This is a genomic window from Methylobacterium sp. 190mf (assembly GCF_900107945.1).
Lineage (GTDB): Bacteria > Pseudomonadota > Alphaproteobacteria > Rhizobiales > Beijerinckiaceae > Methylobacterium.
On record NZ_FNVI01000011.1, the window covers coordinates 20,483 to 40,277 of the forward strand.

Here is a 19,795-nt window from a genome sequence, read left to right on the forward strand (position 1 = left end):
GCTGCCTCACAGCTCGTCCTCGGGATCGAAGTGGCGGGCGCCGACGGGCCGGGGACGGCCGGCATAGATGCTGAACGGGATGATCTCGGCCCCGGCGGGGGCCTCGCTCCGCGCCGCCGCGTTGGCGGCCAGCCGGTCGGCGAGGCGCAGGGCCGCCACGAGGCTGTCCGGCCGGGCGACGCCCTGGCCGGCGATGTCGAAGGCCGTCCCGTGGTCCGGCGAGGTGCGCACGAAGGGCAGGCCGAGGGTGACGTTCACACCGTCGTCGAACGCGATCGTCTTGATCGGGATCAGGGCCTGATCGTGCGTGGGCGCGAGGGCGACGTCGTAGGTCTCGCGGGCGCGGGCGTGGAACAGGGTGTCGGCGGGGAGCGGCCCGCGGATGTCGATGCCCCGCGCCCGCAGGCGCGCCACGGCGGGGGCGAGGACGTCGCGGTCCTCGCGGCCTATCGTTCCGGCCTCGCCCGCGTGCGGGTTCAGGCCGGCGAGGACGAGGCGCGGCTCGGGCAGGCCGAACCGCTCCCGCAGGTCCCGGGCGACGATCGCGGCGGTCTCCTCGACGAGTTCCTGGGTGAGCAGGTCCGGCACGTCCCTCAGCGGCACGTGGATCGTCACCGGCACGACCGAGAGGCCGGCGCTCCAGATCATCATCACCGGCCGGGGCGGCGTCACGCCGGGCGGCACCGCGAGGGCGGCCAGGAACTCGGTGTGCCCGGGATGGGCGAAGCCCGTCCGGGTCAGCACGAACTTGGCGATCGGGTTGGTCACCACCGCGCTCGCGCGCCCGGCCTTCACGAACTCCACCGCCGCGGTGATCGACTCGATGGTCGCGCCGGCATTGCCGGAATCGGGGACGCCGGGATCGGCGGCGACGCGGGCGCCGCTCGGCAAGGGCACCACGGGGAGCGCGCGCGGGAACACCTCGGCTGCTGTCTCCGGATCGACCTCCGCCACCGGGACGGGACGGTCGAGGCGGTGGGCGAGGCGCTCGACGAAGTCGGGATCGGCCACCAGGAAGAACGGCGGCAACGGATCCGCCCCGCCGCGCCCGAGCCACGCGCTGAGCGCCAGCTCCGGGCCGATGCCGGCGGGATCTCCGAGGGTGAGGGCGAGGGGCGGCATGGGCGCTCTATAGCGCCCGCGCGGCGCGGGCGCATCCTCGGCGGCTCAGACCGAGCGGCGGGATCGCGGCGGGCGACGCGCCGGACCGGCGCGCCGCCGGTCCCGGTTCCTCAGCGGATCGAGGCGATGCCGTCGGCGGTGGTGGCGGTCCCGACGTTCTGGCGCAGGTCGGCCTCGCCCAGGGTCTTCAGCTCGACTCGCAGCAGCACGGTCTGGTTGCGCTCGCGGACGCCCGTCGCGGTCGCGATCGGCGAGTTGATGTAGTTCAGCGAGACTGTGGTGCACTCGTCCTGGTAGCCGCCGCCGAAGCTCGCGCCCGACAGGTAGAAGCGGCCCGGGTTCTGGTAGATCGGCACCGTCCCGATCGGGTTCGCCAGGTAGGAGCTCAGCGCGTCCGTGTAGGTGTTGCGCACGTCGAGGTAGTGGGTCAGGTCGACGAGCAGCGAGCCCGACACGAACCAGTTCGGCGTGATGTTGTAGGTCGCGGTGGCGGTGATGCCCTCGCGATAGTGGCTGTAGCCCAGCAGCGGCTGCGCCTCGTAGTACGAGTAGAAGGCCGAGACGGTGAGCGGCAGGAACGGCGCGAACCGCGCCGTCGCGCCGGTCTCGAACCGCGCCACGTGGAAGTCGGACTGGTTGAACCGGGCCCGGCTGATGAACGTGATGTTCTGGTTCGGCGAGACCTGGAACCGGCCGACGAAGTCCGAGCGCTGCGTCTCGAGCCCCGAATCGAGGCCGGTGTTGGCGATGTCGCCGCGGCGGAACGAGTTGACGCCCGCGAGCTGGATGGACTCGCCGAACAGGACGTTCGCGTACCAGCCGGACGGGGTCACGACGGAGTACTGGCCGCCGAGATTGGTGCGCACGCCGCCCTCGACCCGGTCGTAGCCCGAGAACTTGTCCCACTCGAACAGCGAGGTGTCGTCGAAGACGAGGCTCTGCGCGTCCTCGTTCGGCAGGCGGCCGATCCGGGTCTCCGACGGGCGCGCGATGATCTGGCCGATCGGCTCCAGGGTGTGGACGCCGAGGGCGCCGAAATTGGCGACGAACGGGTAGCGATAGTCGAGGCCGATCGCCGGCATGACCCGCCCGGCAAAGCCCTGGTCGACGTGCGCGACCTGCGGGACGAGGTCGTTCTGGTAGCCCGAGAAGCTCGTGCTGTTGAAGAACGCGTCCGTGCGCAGATACGCGAAGGGCGTGAATTTCTGGCCCAGATCGTCGATGAAGCTGCGGCGCCAGGACAGCTCCGCGGAGGCGCGGGTGTTCGTGCCGGCGAGCCCGTCGATGGCGCACAGGCCGCGCTGGAAGACCGTGCAGGTCTGGTAGAGCGGGAAGCTGACGCCGTTGACGCTCGGCGAGAACAGGTAGCTCGAGGTCCGCGGCAGGCCCTGGTACTGCGTGGTCTCGCGGGTCAGGCTGGTGATGTTCGCCTGGAAGCGCACCTCGCCGCCGATCTCCGATGGGCCGTTGATCCGCTTGTCGTAGTCGATCACCGGCGCGACGATGGGTTGCTGCTTCTGCCAGTCGAAGCTCGACAGGCCCTTGAAGTAGTAGCCCCGCGCCTCGAACCACGAGCGGTCGCCCTGGCCGATCAGGAACGCGGTCGAGGTCGCCTCGCGGAAATAGTCCGTGGTGATGTTCTGGTTGCGGATCCGGTAATTGTCGAGGAACCACTTGTCGGTCACGCCGACGAGGTCCCAGCCCGTGCGCCAGCGCGGGTTGATGTAGAACCGGCCCTGCGACTCGACCGAGCCGCGGAAGTCGCGCTCGCCGGCGCCGAGCGGGCTCGGCAGGAAGGCCGACGGCGTCGTCTGCGAGATGCCCGACAGGCGGATGTTGTAGAAGCCGTTGTCGATCCGCTGGCGGAACTCGCCCTGCGCGAGCAGGCCCTGGCGGCTCAGCAGGGTCGGCGTCAGGGTCAGGTCGTAGTTCGGCGCGAGGTTGATGAAGTACGGGAGCGACACGCCGTTGCCGAGCGCGGTCGTCGTGACGAAGCGCGGCGTCAGGAAGCCGGTCTTGCGCTTAACCGTCGGGTCCGGCGCCTCGAAATACGGCAGGTAGGCGACCGGGATGCCGGCGATCTCGAGCGTCGAGTCGTCGAAGTAGACCGTGTGGGTCTCGTTGTCGTGGATGATCTTCTTCGCCTTGATCTGCCACAGCGGCGGCGTCTCAGGGTTGTCCTTGCACGGCTCGCAGGCCGTGTAGCTGCCGGACTCGAAGCTCGTCTGCTCGCCGTTCAGACGCTCGGCCCGCGGCGCGGAGAAGCGGGTGCGCACCGTCTCGAACTTCCGCTGCACGGTCTGCTGCCCGCGGAAGGCGTCGACGAAGCCGGTCTTGAAGTCGTCGGTGAGCTCCATGCGCGCGCCGGTCACGACGCCGCCATCGGCCTCGGTGAGGCGGACATTGCCCTCGGCGAAGACCCGGCCGGAATTCCGGTCGTAGCGCACGCGGTCGGCCTGCAGGGTCCGAGGGCCGTAATGCAGCTCGGCGTTGCCCCGGGCCGTCACGGTGCCGCGGTCGTTGTCGTAGATCAGCTCGTCGGCCTCGACGAGCAGCTTGTCGTCGGGCTTGCCGGCCGCGACGGCGGGCAGGCCCTGGGCATGGGCGGACAGGCCCCCGGCCAGCGGCGCGGCGAGCGCCAGCGCGGCCCGGAAACCAGCCTTCCGCAGGATGTCGGCGACCTTACGCAACGCGCGTCCCAACCCCTGTGACGTCTGCCGCCACCAACCTCAACACCCGTCTCCCGTCCCGCGAAGGATCGCGGAAGTCAGCCGTCTTCCTGGTACAGAAGCGTGAGCGTACCGAGAAGACTGCCTACCACGGCCGGGAACCAGGCCGCCACCGGTGCGGCGACGAGTCCGGATGCTCCGAGCCCCTCCATGACCTGTCGGACCACGTAGAGAGCGAAGCCGGCCGCGACGCCACCGAGGACGAGTTTACCGACACCACCAAAGCGGAAGAACCGTAAGGAAACGGTTGCGGCGACGATGACCATGGCCACGAACAGCACCGGCCGCGCCCACAGGACATCGTACTGGAGACGGTAGCGGGTGGCGTCCAAACCGGCGCGCTCGGTCCGCGCGATCGTTGTGGGAAGTTGCCAGAAAGGCACAGATTCCGGGGGGGTGAACCCCTGACGCACCTGTCCGGGGTCGAGGTTCGAGGCGATCAGGTAGGTGTCGAACGACTCAGGCGGTGCGCCCGGTGTGAGAACGCGCACATCGGAGAGCTCCCAGTAGCCGTCGTGGAGCGTCGCGCGGGCCGCGACGAGCTGCTCGGCGAACTTGCCGGCGTCGTCGAACGCGAAGACCGACACCCCCGCCAGAGTGGTGGTGCCCTCGATGGCGGTCTCGGCGCGGAGGATCGCCTCACCGTCGAGGCCCTTCTGGCGGATCCAGAGGTCCTTGCCCGAACTCGCCTTGGTAGATTTGGCGAAGATCTTGGCCTCGATCTCGGTGGAGCGCTGCTTCAGCATCGCGGAGACCGGGTTGTAGACGCCGACCGCCAGCGCGCCGAGGGCGAGGGCCACGAAGAAGCCGGGCTGCAGGAACTGCCAGGCCGAGATCCCGGCCGCGCGGGCGACCACCAGTTCCAGCTTGCGCGAGAGCTGGAGCAGGGCCGCCATGGAGCCGAACAGGACCGCGAAGGGCAGGACGCCCTCCGCCACCGCGGGGGTGCGGTAGAGCGAGAGCTGCGCCATCAGGCCGGCGGACGCGCCCTGGGCCTCGCCGGCGCGGCGGAGCAGCTCGACGAAGTCGAGCGTGTAGACCAGCGCGAACACGGTGATGAAGACGCCGAGCACCGTGCGGAGGAACCGGGCGGCGAAGTACCGCCCGAGGGTGGGGCCGATCAGCATCATCGGGTTCAGGCCGCCGGCGCGAGGCGCGGGCCGCGGAACCGGCCGCGGACGGCGCGGGCCAGAGCGGCGTTGAACGCGCGTACCCGGGGCCCGTAGAAGATGAGGAGGCTCGACAGGAGGATCGCGAGCAGCGGCACGCCGTAGACCGCCAGGACCGCCGCGGGGCTGCGCGCGGCGGCGCTGACCGCCGCGAAGCCGCCGATGCGCAGAGCCACGACGGCGACGATCGCGCCGGCGATCGCGACGCCGCGCCCCTGCCGGGTCGTGCGGGGATCGCCCAGAGCCGCGAAGGCGATGAAGACCAGCGCCAGCGGGTAGAGGCAGGCGGAGAGCCGGTCGTGCAGCTCGGCGCGGAACCGGCCTTTCTGCAGCTTGTAGTAGCCCTCCGTCGTGTCGGGGAACAGGAGCTGCGCCGTCGAGCGCTCGCGCGGCTTGTAGATCGTGTCGGAATCAGGGGGCGCGAAGGCCGCGAGGTCGATCGTGTAGCGCTCGAAGGTCAGGATCGAGGAATCGCGCGAGTCCTTCTGCTGCTGGTGGACGCTGCCGTTCTCTAGGATCAGGTAGCTCTGGCCGTCGACGTCGACCGCGTTGCCGCGCTCGGCGAGGTAGACCTTGGTCTTCCCGGCCTCGCGCCGGTCCTGGATGAACAGCCCCTTGAGGGTGCCGCCCGGCCCGCGCTCGCGAAAGTGGAAGGTGATGCCGTTGTCGAGCTGGGTGAACTGCCCTTCCTTGACGACGTTCGCGATGAAGTCGCCGCGCACCCGGGTGATCACGTCGCGCAGCTCCTGGAAGCTCGCGGGCATGACAACCACGACCAGGAACCCCACCAGGAAGCTGACGAACAGCGCCAGGGTGAGGAAGGGCCGCAGCAGCGAGCGCGGCGGCATCCCGGCCGCCGACATGACGATCAGCTCGGAATCGCCGTTCAGTTTGTTGAGCGCGTAGATCGTGCCGATGAACAGCGCCACGGGGGCGATGACGACGACGAGGGTCGGCAGCGACAGGCCGGTGACGAAGAGGAAGACCAGCAGCGTCTGGCCCTTGGCGGTCACGAGATCGAGCTCGCGCAGGGCCTGCGTCAGCCAAATGGTGCCCGTCAGCCCGATCAGGCAGCCGAGGGTGGCGCCCAGGGCGATCCGAAAGATGTAGCGCTCGATCTGCCTCATCGGCCCGGCAGTCCCGCTCGTCCTCTCGCGCCCTCAAGGCGGCAGGGACCCGACAAAAGGGGCGATTCCAGGGCTGTCACGCCGCGTTGCGTTCTCCGTCTCAGCGGCTACACAGGGCGGATCGCCCGCGCCTCGGCGCGCGGGTGCGTAGTACGGCTCCGGAATAACGGGCAGGGCGACGGGTATGGCGGACGGTATCGAGATCGGTTTCGGTCCCCTGGAGCAGAGCGGCCAGGGCCCCGGCGGATCCGGCGATCTCGTGGTCTTCGTCGGCGACGACCTGTCGCTCGGGTCGGCCGCCCGCGAGGCGCTCGGCGCCTCCGGGGCGGATCTCGTGGCCCGCGCCGCGGCCTCCGAGAAGTTCAAGGGCCGCTCGCTCAGCGCCCTGTCCCTGCCGGCCCCGGCGGGCGTCGGCGCCGACCGCCTCGTGGTCGTGGGTCTGGGCTCGGAGAAGGACCGGGCCAAGACCGACTGGCCGGCGCTCGGCGGCTTCACCGCCGGCAAGGTGGCGGGACGGACCGCCCGGGTCGTGCTCGACTGGCCGGGCGCGACCGTCACGGCGGCGCAGGCCGGCGAGTTCGCTCTCGGCGCGCGCCTGCGGACCTACGCATTCGACCGCTACAAGACCAAGAAGAAGCCCGACGCCGACGACAAGTCGGTCACCGCGCTGACCCTGCTGCTCGCCGATCACGGCGCGGCCGCCCGCGAGGGCGAGGGCGCCAAGAGCCTGTCCGACGGCGTGGTCCTGGCCCGCGACCTCGTGAACGAGCCGCCGAACGTGCTCTTCCCGGCTGAGTTCGCCCGCCGCGCCTCGGAACTCGCCAAGCTCGGCGTCGAGATCGAGGTGCTGGAGCCGGCCCGGATGCGGGAACTCGGCATGGGCGCGCTGCTCGCGGTGGCGCAGGGCTCGGCCCGCGAGCCGCGGATCGTGATCATGCGCTGGAACGGCGGCCCCGCGGCCGAGGCGCCCGTGGCCCTCATCGGCAAGGGCGTCGTGTTCGATTCCGGCGGCGTCTCGATCAAGCCGGGCGGCGGCATGGAGGACATGAAGGGCGACATGGGCGGCGCCGCCGCCGTCGTCGGCGCGCTCCACGCGCTCGCCGCCCGCAAGGCGCGCTGCAACGTGGTCGGCGCCATCGGCATCGTGGAGAACATGCCGGACGGCGGCTCGTACCGCCCCTCCGACATCCTGACCTCCATGTCGGGCCAGACCATCGAGGTGATCAACACCGACGCCGAGGGACGGCTGGTGCTGGCCGACGTGATCACACACGTCATCCGCAGCACAAAGCCCAAGGCGATCGTCGACCTCGCGACGCTGACCGGCGCGATCATCGTGGCGCTGGGCCAGGACATCGCCGGTATGTTCTCGAACGATGACACGCTGGCGGGCAACATCCACGCCGCCGGCGAGGCGACCGGCGAGAAGGTGTGGCGGATGCCGCTGATCCCCGCCTACGACAAGGCGATCGATTCCAAGTTCGCCGACATGAAGAACACCGGCGGCCGCCACGGCGGCGCCGCCACCGCGGCCTCGTTCATCAAGCGCTACGTCGAGGACGTTCCGTGGGCGCATCTCGACATCGCCGGCGTCGCGATGTCGTCGAACGCCAGCGAGATCAACCGCAGCTGGGGCGCGGGCTGGGGCGTGCGCCTCCTCGACCGGCTGATCCGCGACCATTACGAGGCCCGCTGAGGCGGCCGCGGCGGTCCCGACCCCGCGCGCCTCTCCGGGTGAACCCAGCATGGCCGCACACGCCAACGCCGCGCTCGACCGGGTCGGCCCAGGCGCCGGGACGTCCGGAGGCCGCGCCGGCGGCCTTCTGGCAGCGGCGGGGCCGATTCTCGCCATGCTGGCCGCCCTGGCGGTCGTCGCGGCGACCGGCCTGAGCCAGCGCGACGCCGTGCCGGAGCCGCTTGAGCCCTGGATCTTCGGCTACTTCATCGGCCGCTACCCGCTCTTCGCCTTCGCGCTGGTCTACGGGCTCGGCCACCTCGCGCGGGTGGCGACGGGCCCGGGCCCGGGCTCCGCGCCGCGCCGGATCGTGTTCGGACTGGCGGGCACGGTCGCGCTCCTCGCCGCGGGGCTCTACCCGACCTTCGGCGGCCTCGTCCTGCGCGGCGCCTTCGCCACCGGGGGCATGGCCTTCCTCACCCACCAGCCGCTGTGGCTGGCCTACGGGCTCGGCGCAGCCGTGGGCGCGCTGACGTTCGGCGGCGTCCTCGGCGTGTTCGCGGTCGCGGCCAACCGGCCCCTGCGGCCGCGGCTGCGCCGGGTCGGCTACGGGGCGCTCGCCTTCCTGGCCCTGTGGCTCGGCGCGATCCTGATCGGCCTCGCCGGGGACCTGGGCGTCGGCCCCTGGCCCCGGCGGGCGATGCGGCCGGAGGAAGCCGCGCTCGCCGCCGGCCTGTTGATCGTTGCGGCTCTGCCCCACACCGTGCTGGCGACATTGCGCCGGCATCGTCCAGCCCTCTGAACCCCCTGCCTTGCGGGGCGGCCTCCGTTCCCGCAGAGTCGGCGCGACAGGCGTTGCGGGACTCGGCCCCCGAGAGTCGGGCCCGCGGGAGGCATCGCGATGCATGAGGCGAACGTGATGGAGCACGGCGCTCGAGCCGCCACGGCCGGAGCGATGCCGGGCCGCGGGGCCTCCGACCGGCCCTGGCTGCCCTTCTATCCGCCCGGCGTGCCGGCGGAGATCGACGTCGCGGGCCTCGGAACCCTGGTCGACCTGTTCGAGACCAGCGTGACCGCCTTCGCGGGCCGGCCGGCGATGCTGTGCTTCGGCTCCACCATGACCTACGCGACCCTCGGCCAGCAGGCGCGCGACCTCGCGACCTGGCTGCGCGGGCAGGGTCTGGCGAAGGGCGACCGCGTGGCGATCATGCTGCCGAACGTCCCCGCCTACGCCGTGGCGATCTTCGGCGTCCTCCTGGCGGGCGGGACGGTGGTCAACACCAATCCGCTCTACACGCCCCGGGAATGCGTGCAGCAGATCAACGATTCCGGCGCGCGGATCCTGATCGTCCTGGAGAATTTCGGCGCCACTATCGCCGCGGCGCTGCCCGACGTGGCCCTGGAGCAGGTCGTCCTCGTGGGTCCGGGCGACGGGCTCGGGCTGAAGGGGCGGGTGATCAACCTCGCGAGCCGGCACGTCCGCAAGGCGGTGCCGCCGTTCCGCCTGCCGGAGAGGCTGGCGATCCCGTTCGCCACCGTGCTCCGCCAGGGCCGGACGATGCCGCGCGCGTCCGCGTCGGTCGACCCGGAGGATCTCGCCTTCCTGCAATATACCGGGGGCACCACGGGCATCGCCAAGGCGGCGATGCTGAGCCACCGCAACATCATGGCGAACGTCGAGCAGTCGCAGCTCTGGTTCAACTCGAAGGATCCGAGCGTCGCGCGCTGCGTGGTCACGGCGCTGCCGCTCTACCACATCTTCGCGCTCACCGCGTGCTTCTTCCAGTTCATGCGCAGCGGCGGCTCCTGCCTGCTGATCCCCAATCCGCGCGACTGCGACGGCATGGTCAAGACCCTGAGCCGCACCCGCTTCACCCACCTGATGGGCGTGAACACGCTGTTCAACGTGCTGATCAACCATCCGAAGATCGGCACGGTGGATTTCGCCCACCTCGACTTCGTGGTCGGCGGCGGCACGGCCGTCCAGCGGGCGGTGGCCGAGCGCTGGAAGGCCCTGACCGGCAACACGATCATCGAGGGCTACGGCCTGTCGGAGACCTCGCCGGTCGTGTGCGTCAACCCGCGAGGCATGCGCGACTTCTCCGGCACGATCGGCTACCCGCTGCCCTCAACGGAGGTCTCGATCCGCGCCATCTCCGGCGAGCCCCTCCCGGCCGGGCAGCCGGGCGAGATCTGCGTGCGCGGTCCGCAGGTGATGCGCGGCTACTGGAACCGGCCGGAGGAGACCGCCCGGGCGATGACCGCGGACGGGTTCTTCCGGACGGGCGACGTCGCGATCCTGCAGGAGGACGGCCAGGTCCGGATCGTCGACCGGATGAAGGACATGATCCTCGTCTCCGGCTTCAACGTCTATCCGAACGAGGTCGAGGACGTGCTGGCGGCCCACCCGGCCGTGCTCGAATGCGCGGTGGTCGGCGCGCCGAGCGAGGAGACCGGCGAGATGGTGGTGGCCCACGTGGTCCTGAAGGACCCGTCGGTCTCCACCGATATCCTGCGGGCGCATGCCCGCACCCAGCTCACCGGGTACAAGGTTCCCCGCCGCGTGGTGCTCCACGAGACCCTGCCGAAGACCAATGTCGGCAAGGTGCTGCGGCGGATGCTGCGCGACGAGACGCCGCCGGCCTGAGCCTCGCCCGCGCGGCGGAAGACGGCCTGCGTCCCGGTGCCGCTCACGGGCGGCGTAACTCCTGCGCGCCGTTCGCCGAAAGGTCAGGCTGCGGCGCTTGCGCCCCTGTCGGCCGCGGCCGATCTGTGGGTTGTGCAGGCAGAAGATCCGAGGAGACGGCCATGTTGATCAAGCGCAGGCGCGGTTGGGAGATTCCGGAGCATCTGGCGACGCCGGAGGCCGTCTTCCTCAATCGGCGGGCCCTGATCGGCGGCGCGGCCGGGCTCGCGGCCGGCTCGCTCCTGGGCGGACGCGCGGCCCTTGCGGCGGCGGGCGACCAGCCGCTCTACCCGGCGCCGCAGAACCCCGCCTACACGCTCGACCGCCCCCTGACCCCGGAGCGCTTCAGCGCCGACTACAACAATTTCTACGAGTTCGGCACGTCGAAGACGGTGCTGCCGGCGGCCAACGCCCTTAAGACGCAGCCCTGGACCCTGAAGATCGACGGGCTCGTCGAGAAGCCGTTCGAGATCGGCGTCGACGACCTGATCCGGAAGGTCGGCCTGGAGGAGCGTCTCTACCGTCACCGCTGCGTCGAGGCGTGGTCGATGGCGGTGCCCTGGACCGGATTCCCGCTGGCGAAGCTCGTGGCGCTGGCCAAGCCCGCCTCCGGCGCGAAGTACATCCGCTTCGAGACGTTCATGGACAAGGCGATGGCGCCCGGCCAGCGGGCGTTCTTCTATCCCTGGCCCTACACGGAGGGCCTGACCCTGGCTGAGGCCGGGAACGACCTCGCCTTCATGGTCACGGGGATCTACGGCAAGCCGCTGCCCAACCAGTTCGGGGCGCCGATCCGCGTCGCGGTGCCGTGGAAGTACGGGTTCAAGTCGGCCAAGTCACTGGTGAAGATCTCGTTCACGGCCGACCGGCCGAAGACCTTCTGGGAGGGTCTGCAGGCCTCGGAGTACGGCTTCTGGGCCAACGTGAACCCGGCCGTGCCGCACCCGCGCTGGAGCCAGGCGACCGAGCGCGTCCTCGGCACTGACCAGCGCGTGCCGACGCTGATCTACAACGGCTACGGCGAGCAGGTCGCCGGCCTCTACAAGGGCCTCGAGGGCGAGCGCCTGTTCGTGTGAGCACGGGCCTGCCGGAGCCGCGCTGATGCTGGCGCGGCTTCCGCAGCGACGACGCGGCTCCTACGCTGCCCGGCCGACGAGGTAGACGGTCCGCGGCCTAGCGCGGGCAGGCATGGGCCCGCTCGAAGGCCTGCAGATCCGCCACCGTCGCCTGCTCCTGGCGCGAGAGCGGCACGCGATCCATGGCGTCGTACCGGCAATCGGCGTTGCCGAAGGTTCGGATCGCCCGCGGCGTGCTGAAGCAGTAGCCCGCCTGCTTGTAGATCAGGTTGCGTTGGTACCAAGCTTCCGCGCAGTCATCCGCCATCGCGCCGGTGGAGCCCGCGACGAGGATCAGAGCGTAGAGAGCAGCGCGCATCGAATCGTCTCCGTGAGGAGCCGGATCCAACCATCGGATGCTCAGTAGGTCCAGCGCTGCGCCTTCGAGACGAGGAAGTCGCGGAACGCCTGCACCCGGGCGACCGAGCGCATCTCCTCGGCGTAGACGAGATAGCTCTCCAGACTCGGCATCTCGGTCTCGCGCAGCACCTGCACGAGCTGCTGGCCGCCATCCACCGCGTAATCGGGCAAGATGCCGATGCCGGCGCCGGCCTCCATGGCGCGCTGCAGGGCGCCGATATTGTTCACCGTCAGGTGGACCTGGCGACGCTCGCGGCCCTCGCGGCCCGCATCGGCGAGCCAGTGGGCGGCCAGCAGGTACGAGGGCTCGTTGCCGCCGAAGGAGACGAGGCGGTGGTCGTCGAGCTCCTCGATGGTCTTGGGCTCGCCGAACCGCTTCACGTAATCCGGACTGGCGAAGGCGTGGTAGTGCACGGTGAACAGCCGCCGCTGGATCAGGTCCGGCTGCGCCGGGCGGCGCATGCGGATCGCCACGTCGGCCTCGCGCATGGCCAGATCGAGCTCCTCGTTGGTGAGGATCAGCTCGATGCGCACGTCCGGGTAGAGGTCCAGAAACTCGCCGACCCGCTGCGACAGCCAGGACGTGCCGAGGCCGACCGTGGTGGTGACCTTCAGGTCGCCGGTCGGCCGCTCGGAGGTCTCGACGAGGCGGGCCCGGGTATTCTCCAGGCGCAGCTTCATGTCCCGCGCGGCGCGGAACAGCAGGTCGCCCTGCTCGGTGAGCAGGAGGCCGCGGGCGTGGCGGTGGAAGAGCGGCGCCTTGAGCTCGCGCTCCAGGGCGCTGATCTGGCGGCTGACCGCCGATTGGCTGAGCCCGATATCGTCACCCGCCTTGGTGAAGCTCCCCGCCTCCGCGACGTTGAGGAAGATCCGGATCTTGTCCCAGTCCAAGGCGAGAACCCCTACCAGCGCGCGCCCGCGGGTCGCGCCCGGGGTGGAGAAGGGACGCGAAGCGGCGGGCAGATCACCGGGCGAACTGCGCGGTGCCGGGCGCGGATGGCCGCTCCCGACACCGCGCGGGCATGCAATCGGTGCATCCCGGCGCAGTCAGCACTCCTATGCACACGGTGCATGGTCCTGCGCAAGCATAAGCAGCGCGAACTTGTTGAAATGCCGGGCCCGACGGCTTCGCGCGGGAGGTGCGGAAGCCCGTCCGGCCGTCATTCCGCCGCGGCGGCCTGGACCGGACTCTCGCCGATCTCGAGATTGGCCAGGAACTTCTCCGCCTCCAGCGCCGCCATGCAGCCCATGCCGGCGGCGGTGATCGCCTGGCGGTAGACGTCGTCCGTGACGTCGCCGGCGGCGAACACGCCCGGGATCTCGGTCTCGGTCGTGCCGGGCTTCACGGTGAGATAGCCGCCGTGGCGCATGGGCAGCTGCCCCTCGAAGATGGCGGTCGCCGGCTGATGGCCGATCGCCACGAACACGCCGTCGGCCTTCACCTCGCTGATCTCGCCCGAGCGCGGATCTTTGAGACGGACGTGCGTCACGTTCGGTGCCGGTTTCTGCACGCCGCAGATCTCGGCGATCTCGCGGTGCCACAGCACCTCGACGTTCGGGTGCTTGAACAGGCGCTCCTGTAGGATCCGCTCGGCGCGGAAGCTGTCGCGGCGGTGGACCACCGTCACCTTGCTGGCGATGTTGGCGAGGTACAGGGCCTCCTCGACCGCGGTGTTGCCGCCGCCGACCACCACGACGTCCCTGCCGCGGAAGAAGAACCCGTCGCAGGTCGCGCAGGCCGAGACGCCGCCGCCCTGGAACGCCGCCTCGGACGGGATCCCGAGCCACTTGGCCTGCGCCCCGGTGGCGATGACCAGGGCGTCGCACGAGTAGGTCTCGCCGGAATCGGCCTCGAGGCGGAACGGCCGCTGCTTGAGATCGACCTTCGTGATGTATTCCGAGACGATCCGGGTACCGACGTGCTCGGCCTGGAGGCGCATCTGCTCCATCAGCCAGGGGCCCTGGATGGCCTCGGCGAAGCCCGGGTAGTTCTCGACATCCGTCGTGATCATGAGCTGGCCGCCCGGCTGGAAGCCGGAGATCAGCAGCGGCTCGACCATGGCGCGGGCGGCGTAGATCGCCGCCGTGTAGCCGGCGGGTCCCGAGCCGATGATGACGAGCTTGGCGTGGGTGTGGGCCATCTGTCTCGGTCTCCTCAGGCCGGTCCGGCCGCGCGGCGCGCGGCATAGGCGTGGGCGAGCGCCCGGGCGATCACCGGAGTCGCGTCGATCGGCTTGTACGTCAGATCCGCCAACTGACCGGTGAACGGTCGCAGCGCCCCGGCGATCGCCAGCCCGGCGAACATGCGCCGATGCCGGATATAGGTACGCGGCAGGTCGAACAGCAGGACCGGCGCGCCGGTGGACACCGCCTCGCTGACCATGTTGGCCGAGTCGGAGGTCACGACGATCGCCTCGGCGAGCGCCAGCATGGCCACGTAGGGGTTGTCGCCGCTCCCGTCCCAGAGGAACCCCCCGGTCTCGGCGGCGAGCACCTTCACGGCGTCGCGGAGCGGGTTCGGCGTCCGGCGGGAGATCGTCACCATCAGCCGGCAGCCCTGCGCGGCCAGCCCGCGCAGATCCTTCACGAGGCGGTTCATGTCGGTCTTGCGGTAGCTCAGGTGACGGCTGTCGCCGCCGACCAGCACCGCCACCCGCGGGCCGTCGAGGCGCGCGAGCCGCGGATCCGGCCGGGCCCGGGCCGCGGCCAGGCGCGCCGCGGTGACGAGGTGCGGCGCCGTGAGCGTGGTGAAGACGTTGGGACCGCGCAGATCGTCGTAATCCGGCACCCAGATGAAGTCGGCGCTGTCGGCGCCGGTCCGCGGATCCTTCAGGAAGGCCGTGAAGGTCCGGCCGCCGGTCGCGCGCCGCACGGTCCGCAGGTACGGGACCGACCGGCGGCCGGAGGCGATCAGGATGTCGGGGTAGGGGCCCGACAGGGCGCCGGCCCGGCGGCGCGGGCCCTCGCGCGGGTCGATCGGCCCCCAGGGCGCCATCCAGCCGAATGGTCCTGAGGCCGGCACCTTCCGGATCTCGAAGTCGAGACCCAGGGTCTCGGCGATGCCGACGCACTGGTTCTCGTCGCCGGCCTTGCCGTCCGTGACGATCCAGGCGCGGGCGCGGGCGAGCTCGGGCAGGCGCTCGCGCCGCGGGTCCGAATTGCTGACCGGCGCGCTCTGCGCCTCCGACACGTAGATGCTTGCCATGCTCCTCACCGGATACGCCCCACGCTGCCGACCGGGGCCGGCAGCCGCCTTCTAATCCCGCGGCAGGTCGCGGGCGAGCCACTGGGCGTAGATGTCGGCGATGGCGGCGAGCCGGCGCTGCTCGAATTGCGGATCGTACCACGCGCCGCCGTAGCTCGACGGCGTCGCGGTCATCTGCGGGTAGCGCCCGAGCACCTGCCCCTTGGGCCCGACGAGCAGCGCCTCGCCCTCCATGTAGTCGGTCTCGAAATTGCCGCCCAGGCCGCGCAGGGAGCCGCTGCCGACATAGGGCCGGAGCGACAGGCTCGTCACGACCACGACGAGGCGCGGCCCGCGGCCGCCGATCCGACCGGCGAAGTTCTTCCGCAGGGCGTCGGTCAGGTCGCCGGCCAGCGCCTCGGCCTGCAGCCCCGCGCCCTTGTTCAGGAGCGGCCGCACGTCGACCCGGACGTCGGAGAAGACCGGAGTCGGCGGAAAGTCGCTCGCCGCCGCGGACCCCGCGACGGCACCGAGGAGCAGGCCGGCGAGCCGGCCCCACGTACGCGGGCGCATCGGCTCAGCCGCCGTACTGGACGGCGACGACCTCGTAGGACTTGCCGCCCCCGGGCGTGGTGACCTCGACCGTGTCGCCGACGCCCTTGCCGATCAGCGCGCGGGCGATCGGCGAGGTGATCGAGACGCGGCCCGAGCGCACGTCGGCCTCCGGCTCTCCCACGATCTGGTAGGTCTTCTCCTCCTCCGTGTCCTCGTCGACGAGCTTCACGGTGGCGCCGAACTTGATCCTGTCACCCGAGAGCTTCGTGACGTCGATCACTTCGGCCCGCGCGATCATGCTCTCCAGTTCGAGGACGCGGCCCTCGTTGTGGGACTGCGCCTCCTTGGCGGCGTGGTACTCGGCGTTCTCCGACAGGTCGCCGAGCGCGCGGGCCTCCGCGATCGCCTGGATGATGCGCTGGCGCTCCACCTGCTGGCGGTGCTTCAGCTCCTCTTCGAGGGCTGCCAGCCCGCGCACCGTGATCGGAACCTTGTCTATCGCCATCGTCTCGCGCCACAATGAAGAGGCCCGGCCGAGAGTGCAGCACTCTCCCCGGGCCATGAAATGAAGTCAGCGGAACCCTGAGGTTCAGGCCGCGAAGTATTCCTGCAACGCGCGGACCTTGAGATCGCCTTCTAGATAGGCCTTGATCCCCTCGGCCGCGGCCATCGCGCCGGCTAGAGTGGTGTAATACGGCACCTTATGCAAGAGGGCCGCGCGCCGGAGCGAGCGCGAGTCCGACAGGGCGCCGGCCCCCTCGGTGGTGTTCAGGACGAGGTGGATCCCGCCGTTCTTGATCGCGTCGACCACGTGCGGCCGGCCCTCCAGAACCTTGTTGATCCGCTCTGCCGGAACGCCGTTCTCCGCGAGGTAGCGCTGCGTGCCGCCGGTCGCCAGGATGGTGAAGCCGAGATCGGACAGGAGCTTCATGGTCGGCAGGATGCGGGCCTTGTCGGCATCCCGCACCGAGACGAAGACGGCCCCCGCCTTCGGTACCTGGGTGCCCGAGCCGAGCTGGCTCTTGGCGAAGGCCACGCCGAAGCTGGCGTCGAGCCCGATCACCTCGCCGGTGGAGCGCATCTCCGGTCCGAGCAGCACGTCGACGCCGGGGAAGCGGGCGAAGGGGAAGACCGCTTCCTTCACGGCGATGTGCGGCAGGGTCTTGGGCTTCAGGCCGAAGGTCGCGAGCGGCTCGCCCGCCATGATCCGGGCCGCGATCTTGGCGATCGGCTCGCCGATGACCTTGGCGACGAACGGCACCGTGCGCGAGGCGCGGGGGTTCACCTCCAGCACGTAGATCGTGCCGTCCTTGATGGCGTACTGCACGTTCATCAGGCCGACGACGTTGAGCGCCAGCGCCATGGCCTTGGTCTGCCGCTCCAGCTCGTCCACGATCTCGGGCGAGAGCGAGCGCGGCGGCAGGGAGCAGGCCGAATCGCCGGAATGGATGCCGGCCTCCTCGATGTGCTCCATGATGCCGGCGATGAACACGTCCTTTCCGTCGCAGACCGCGTCGACATCGACCTCGACCGCGTCCGACAGGTAGCGGTCGAACAGGAGCGGGTTCTTGCCCAGCACCGTGTTGATCTGGCCGGTCTTGTCGTTCGGGTAGCGGGCCTTCACCTCGGAGGGGATCAGGCTCGGCAGCGTGTCGAGCAGGTAGTCGGCGAACTGCGTCTCGTCGCGGATGATCGCCATGGCGCGGCCGCCGAGCACGTAGCTCGGGCGGACCACGAAGGGCAGGCCGAGCGTCTCGGCCACCAGCCGGCTCTGCTCGACCGAGTAGGCGATGCCGTTCTTCGGCTGCTTCATCGCGAGCTTGTCGAGGAGCCGCTTGAACTGGTCCCGGTCCTCGGCGAGGTCGATCGCGTCGGGCGAGGTGCCGAGGATCGGCACGCCGGCGGCCTCGAGGGCGCGGGCGAGCTTCAGCGGGGTCTGGCCGCCGAACTGCACGATCACGCCGTGCAGGGTGCCGGCCTGCCGCTCGGTCTCGATGATCTCCAGCACGTCCTCGGCGGTCAGCGGCTCGAAGTAGAGCCGGTCCGAGGTGTCGTAGTCGGTCGAGACCGTCTCCGGGTTGCAGTTGACCATGATGGTCTCGTAGCCGGCGTCCGAAAGCGCGAAGCAGGCGTGGCAGCAGCAATAATCGAACTCGATGCCCTGGCCGATCCGGTTCGGGCCGCCGCCGAGGATCACGACCTTCTTGCGATCCGAGGGCTCCGCCTCGTCCACGACCGCGCCCGCGAACGGCGCCACGTAGGTCGAGTACATGTAGGCGGTGGGCGACTTGAACTCGGCCGCGCAGGTGTCGATCCGCTTGTAGACCGGGCGCACCGCCAGCGCGCGCCGGGCCGCGCTGACGGCGGCCTCGTCGGTCCTGGCCAGCACCGCGAGGCGGGCATCCGAGAAGCCGGCGGCCTTGAGCTGGCGGAAGGCACCGGCCGTCTTCGGCAGGCCGTGGGCCTTCACGCGGTTCTCGAGGTCGATGATCGCCTGGAGCTGCTCGAGGAACCACGGGTCGATCTTGCAGGAGGCGTAGACCTGCTCGTGGCTGACGCCGAGCCGCAGGGCCTGCGCGACCTTGAGCAGCCGGTCCGGAGTCGGGGTGCCGATCGCCGCCTTGATGGCGTTGTGGTCGTCGCCCTTGCCGAGCCCCTCGATCTCGATGTCGTCGAGGCCGGTCAGGCCGGTCTCGAGCGAGCGCAGGGCCTTCTGCAGCGATTCGGCGAAGCAGCGGCCGATCGCCATGGCCTCGCCCACCGACTTCATGGCGGTGGTCAGCGTCGGCTCGGCGCCCGGGAACTTCTCGAAGGCGAAGCGCGGGATCTTGGTGACGACGTAGTCGATCGTCGGCTCGAACGAGGCCGGCGTCGCGCCGCCAGTGATGTCGTTGGCGATCTCGTCCAGCGTGTAGCCGACCGCGAGCTTGGCGGCGACCTTGGCGATCGGGAAGCCGGTGGCCTTCGAGGCGAGCGCCGAGGAGCGCGAAACGCGCGGATTCATCTCGATCACGATCATACGCCCGTTCTCGGGGTTGATCGCGAACTGCACGTTCGAGCCGCCGGTCTCGACGCCGATCTCGCGGAGCACCGCCAGCGATGCGTCGCGCATCACTTGGTACTCCTTGTCGGTGAGCGTCAGCGCCGGCGCGACGGTGATCGAATCACCCGTGTGGACCCCCATCGGGTCGATGTTCTCGATGGAGCAGACGATGATGCAGTTGTCGTTCCGGTCCCGGACGACCTCCATCTCGTACTCTTTCCAGCCGAGCACGCTCTCCTCGATGAGCACCTCGTTGGTCGGCGACGCGTCGATGCCGCGCTCGACGATGTCGAGGAACTCCTCGCGGTTGTACGCGATGCCGCCGCCGGTGCCGCCCATGGTGAAGGACGGCCGGATGATCGCCGGCAGGCCGACCTCGGCCAGCGCGATCAGCGCCTGCCCGATCGCGTGCTCACCGTAGCGCTTGCGCCGCTCGGTCTCGCCCGCGGCCCAGCTCTTCTCGTAGGCCGCCAGCGCGGCCTGGCGCGCCGCCGGATCGCTGTTCGCCTCCTCGATCCTGGCGATCTCGGCCAGGTAGGCCTGACGGTCCGCCTTCTTGGCGGCGGACGCGTTGGCGAGCGCCGATTTCGGGGTGTCGAGCCCGATCTTGGTCATGGCGTCGCGGAACAGGCTCCGGTCCTCGGCCTTGTCGATGGCCTCGGCGGTGGCGCCGATCATCTGCACGCCGTACTTCGCGAGCACGCCCATCTTCTGCAGCGACAGGGCGCAGTTGAGCGCCGTCTGGCCGCCCATCGTGGGCAGGATCGCGTCGGGGCGCTCCTTCTCGATGATCTTGGCGACGATCTCCGGGGTGATCGGCTCGACGTAGGTCGCGTCCGCCATGTCCGGGTCGGTCATGATGGTCGCGGGGTTCGAGTTCACCAGGACGATGCGGTAGCCCTCCTCGCGGAGCGCCTTGCAGGCCTGGGTGCCGGAATAATCGAACTCGCAGGCCTGTCCGATGATGATCGGACCCGCACCGATGATCAGGATCGAGGAGATGTCGGTGCGTTTGGGCATCGTGGGCCTT

The 19,795-nt window shown here is 70.3% G+C and carries 15 protein-coding genes; 4 read left to right on the forward strand and 11 right to left on the reverse strand.

Annotated features, from left to right (window positions below):
• Positions 1–6: 6 nt before the first annotated feature.
• The 4 genes from pdxA to lptF all read right to left on the reverse strand — a co-directional run bounded on the left by pdxA (position 7) and on the right by lptF (position 6,147).
• Positions 7–1,122: a 4-hydroxythreonine-4-phosphate dehydrogenase PdxA gene (pdxA, locus tag C4T42_RS14520; RefSeq protein WP_103985281.1), complete on the reverse strand. Its 1,116-nt coding sequence runs from the start codon at positions 1,120–1,122 to the stop codon at positions 7–9.
• A 110-nt stretch (positions 1,123–1,232) separates the two neighbouring features.
• The gene (locus C4T42_RS14525; RefSeq protein ID WP_103985282.1) at positions 1,233–3,812 is read right to left on the reverse strand and encodes an LPS-assembly protein LptD; all 2,580 of its coding nucleotides are present in this window, start codon (positions 3,810–3,812) and stop codon (positions 1,233–1,235) included.
• Positions 3,813–3,889: 77 nt separating this feature from the next.
• Complete coding sequence (gene lptG, locus C4T42_RS14530) at positions 3,890–4,978, reverse strand: LPS export ABC transporter permease LptG (protein ID WP_103985369.1); 1,089 nt, start codon at positions 4,976–4,978, stop codon at positions 3,890–3,892.
• Positions 4,979–4,986: 8 nt separating this feature from the next.
• The gene (lptF, locus tag C4T42_RS14535) at positions 4,987–6,147 is read right to left on the reverse strand and encodes an LPS export ABC transporter permease LptF (RefSeq protein ID WP_103985283.1); all 1,161 of its coding nucleotides are present in this window, start codon (positions 6,145–6,147) and stop codon (positions 4,987–4,989) included.
• 184 nt (positions 6,148–6,331) lie between these two features.
• Here lptF and C4T42_RS14540 point away from each other — a divergent pair, with 184 nt between their 5' ends.
• The 4 genes from C4T42_RS14540 to msrP all read left to right on the forward strand — a co-directional run bounded on the left by C4T42_RS14540 (position 6,332) and on the right by msrP (position 11,584).
• Positions 6,332–7,843: a leucyl aminopeptidase gene (locus C4T42_RS14540; protein ID WP_103985284.1), complete on the forward strand. Its 1,512-nt coding sequence runs from the start codon at positions 6,332–6,334 to the stop codon at positions 7,841–7,843.
• Positions 7,844–7,892: 49 nt separating this feature from the next.
• On the forward strand, positions 7,893–8,624 hold the full coding sequence (locus C4T42_RS14545; RefSeq protein WP_103985285.1) for a hypothetical protein: 732 nt from the start codon (positions 7,893–7,895) through the stop codon (positions 8,622–8,624).
• A 153-nt stretch (positions 8,625–8,777) separates the two neighbouring features.
• Positions 8,778–10,469, forward strand: a complete 1,692-nt coding sequence (locus C4T42_RS14550; RefSeq protein WP_103985370.1) for an AMP-binding protein — start codon at positions 8,778–8,780, stop codon at positions 10,467–10,469.
• 161 nt (positions 10,470–10,630) lie between these two features.
• Positions 10,631–11,584: a protein-methionine-sulfoxide reductase catalytic subunit MsrP gene (gene msrP / locus C4T42_RS14555; RefSeq protein ID WP_091680143.1), complete on the forward strand. Its 954-nt coding sequence runs from the start codon at positions 10,631–10,633 to the stop codon at positions 11,582–11,584.
• Between the two features lie 97 nt (positions 11,585–11,681).
• On the opposite strand, the gene C4T42_RS14560 is transcribed toward msrP, so the two are convergent.
• From C4T42_RS14560 to carB, 7 genes are all read right to left on the reverse strand, one after another.
• The gene (locus C4T42_RS14560) at positions 11,682–11,942 is read right to left on the reverse strand and encodes a YARHG domain-containing protein (RefSeq protein WP_056522408.1); all 261 of its coding nucleotides are present in this window, start codon (positions 11,940–11,942) and stop codon (positions 11,682–11,684) included.
• 41 nt (positions 11,943–11,983) lie between these two features.
• The gene (locus tag C4T42_RS14565) at positions 11,984–12,874 is read right to left on the reverse strand and encodes a LysR family transcriptional regulator (RefSeq protein ID WP_012317569.1); all 891 of its coding nucleotides are present in this window, start codon (positions 12,872–12,874) and stop codon (positions 11,984–11,986) included.
• Between the two features lie 269 nt (positions 12,875–13,143).
• Entirely contained in the window at positions 13,144–14,124 is a 981-nt protein-coding gene (trxB, locus tag C4T42_RS14570) for a thioredoxin-disulfide reductase (RefSeq protein ID WP_103985286.1), read from the reverse strand.
• 14 nt (positions 14,125–14,138) lie between these two features.
• A complete protein-coding gene (locus C4T42_RS14575) occupies positions 14,139–15,188 on the reverse strand; it encodes a mitochondrial fission ELM1 family protein (protein ID WP_103985287.1) in 1,050 nt (349 codons plus the stop codon).
• A 51-nt stretch (positions 15,189–15,239) separates the two neighbouring features.
• Positions 15,240–15,740, reverse strand: coding sequence for a hypothetical protein (locus C4T42_RS14580; RefSeq protein ID WP_020093539.1), 501 nt, complete (start codon positions 15,738–15,740; stop codon positions 15,240–15,242).
• A gap of 4 nt (positions 15,741–15,744) precedes the next feature.
• The gene (greA, locus tag C4T42_RS14585) at positions 15,745–16,221 is read right to left on the reverse strand and encodes a transcription elongation factor GreA (RefSeq protein WP_170855149.1); all 477 of its coding nucleotides are present in this window, start codon (positions 16,219–16,221) and stop codon (positions 15,745–15,747) included.
• A 90-nt stretch (positions 16,222–16,311) separates the two neighbouring features.
• Positions 16,312–19,785: a carbamoyl-phosphate synthase large subunit gene (carB, locus tag C4T42_RS14590; RefSeq protein WP_103985288.1), complete on the reverse strand. Its 3,474-nt coding sequence runs from the start codon at positions 19,783–19,785 to the stop codon at positions 16,312–16,314.
• Positions 19,786–19,795 lie beyond the last annotated feature (10 nt).

Excerpts from the sequence above, each read along its gene's own strand:
- C4T42_RS14575 (WP_103985287.1), bottom strand. The coding sequence starts at position 15,188 with ATGGCAAGCATCTACGTGTCGGAGGCGCAGAGCGCGCCGGTCAGCAAT.
- C4T42_RS14560 (WP_056522408.1), bottom strand. The coding sequence starts at position 11,942 with ATGCGCGCTGCTCTCTACGCTCTGATCCTCGTCGCGGGCTCCACCGGC.
- msrP (WP_091680143.1), top strand. The coding sequence starts at position 10,631 with ATGTTGATCAAGCGCAGGCGCGGTTGGGAGATTCCGGAGCATCTGGCG.
- C4T42_RS14580 (WP_020093539.1), bottom strand. The coding sequence starts at position 15,740 with ATGCGCCCGCGTACGTGGGGCCGGCTCGCCGGCCTGCTCCTCGGTGCC.
- lptG (WP_103985369.1), bottom strand. The coding sequence starts at position 4,978 with ATGCTGATCGGCCCCACCCTCGGGCGGTACTTCGCCGCCCGGTTCCTC.
- trxB (WP_103985286.1), bottom strand. The coding sequence starts at position 14,124 with ATGGCCCACACCCACGCCAAGCTCGTCATCATCGGCTCGGGACCCGCC.
- pdxA (WP_103985281.1), bottom strand. The coding sequence starts at position 1,122 with ATGCCGCCCCTCGCCCTCACCCTCGGAGATCCCGCCGGCATCGGCCCG.
- carB (WP_103985288.1), bottom strand. The coding sequence starts at position 19,785 with ATGCCCAAACGCACCGACATCTCCTCGATCCTGATCATCGGTGCGGGT.
- C4T42_RS14540 (WP_103985284.1), top strand. The coding sequence starts at position 6,332 with ATGGCGGACGGTATCGAGATCGGTTTCGGTCCCCTGGAGCAGAGCGGC.
- C4T42_RS14550 (WP_103985370.1), top strand. The coding sequence starts at position 8,778 with ATGCCGGGCCGCGGGGCCTCCGACCGGCCCTGGCTGCCCTTCTATCCG.
- lptF (WP_103985283.1), bottom strand. The coding sequence starts at position 6,147 with ATGAGGCAGATCGAGCGCTACATCTTTCGGATCGCCCTGGGCGCCACC.
- C4T42_RS14545 (WP_103985285.1), top strand. The coding sequence starts at position 7,893 with ATGGCCGCACACGCCAACGCCGCGCTCGACCGGGTCGGCCCAGGCGCC.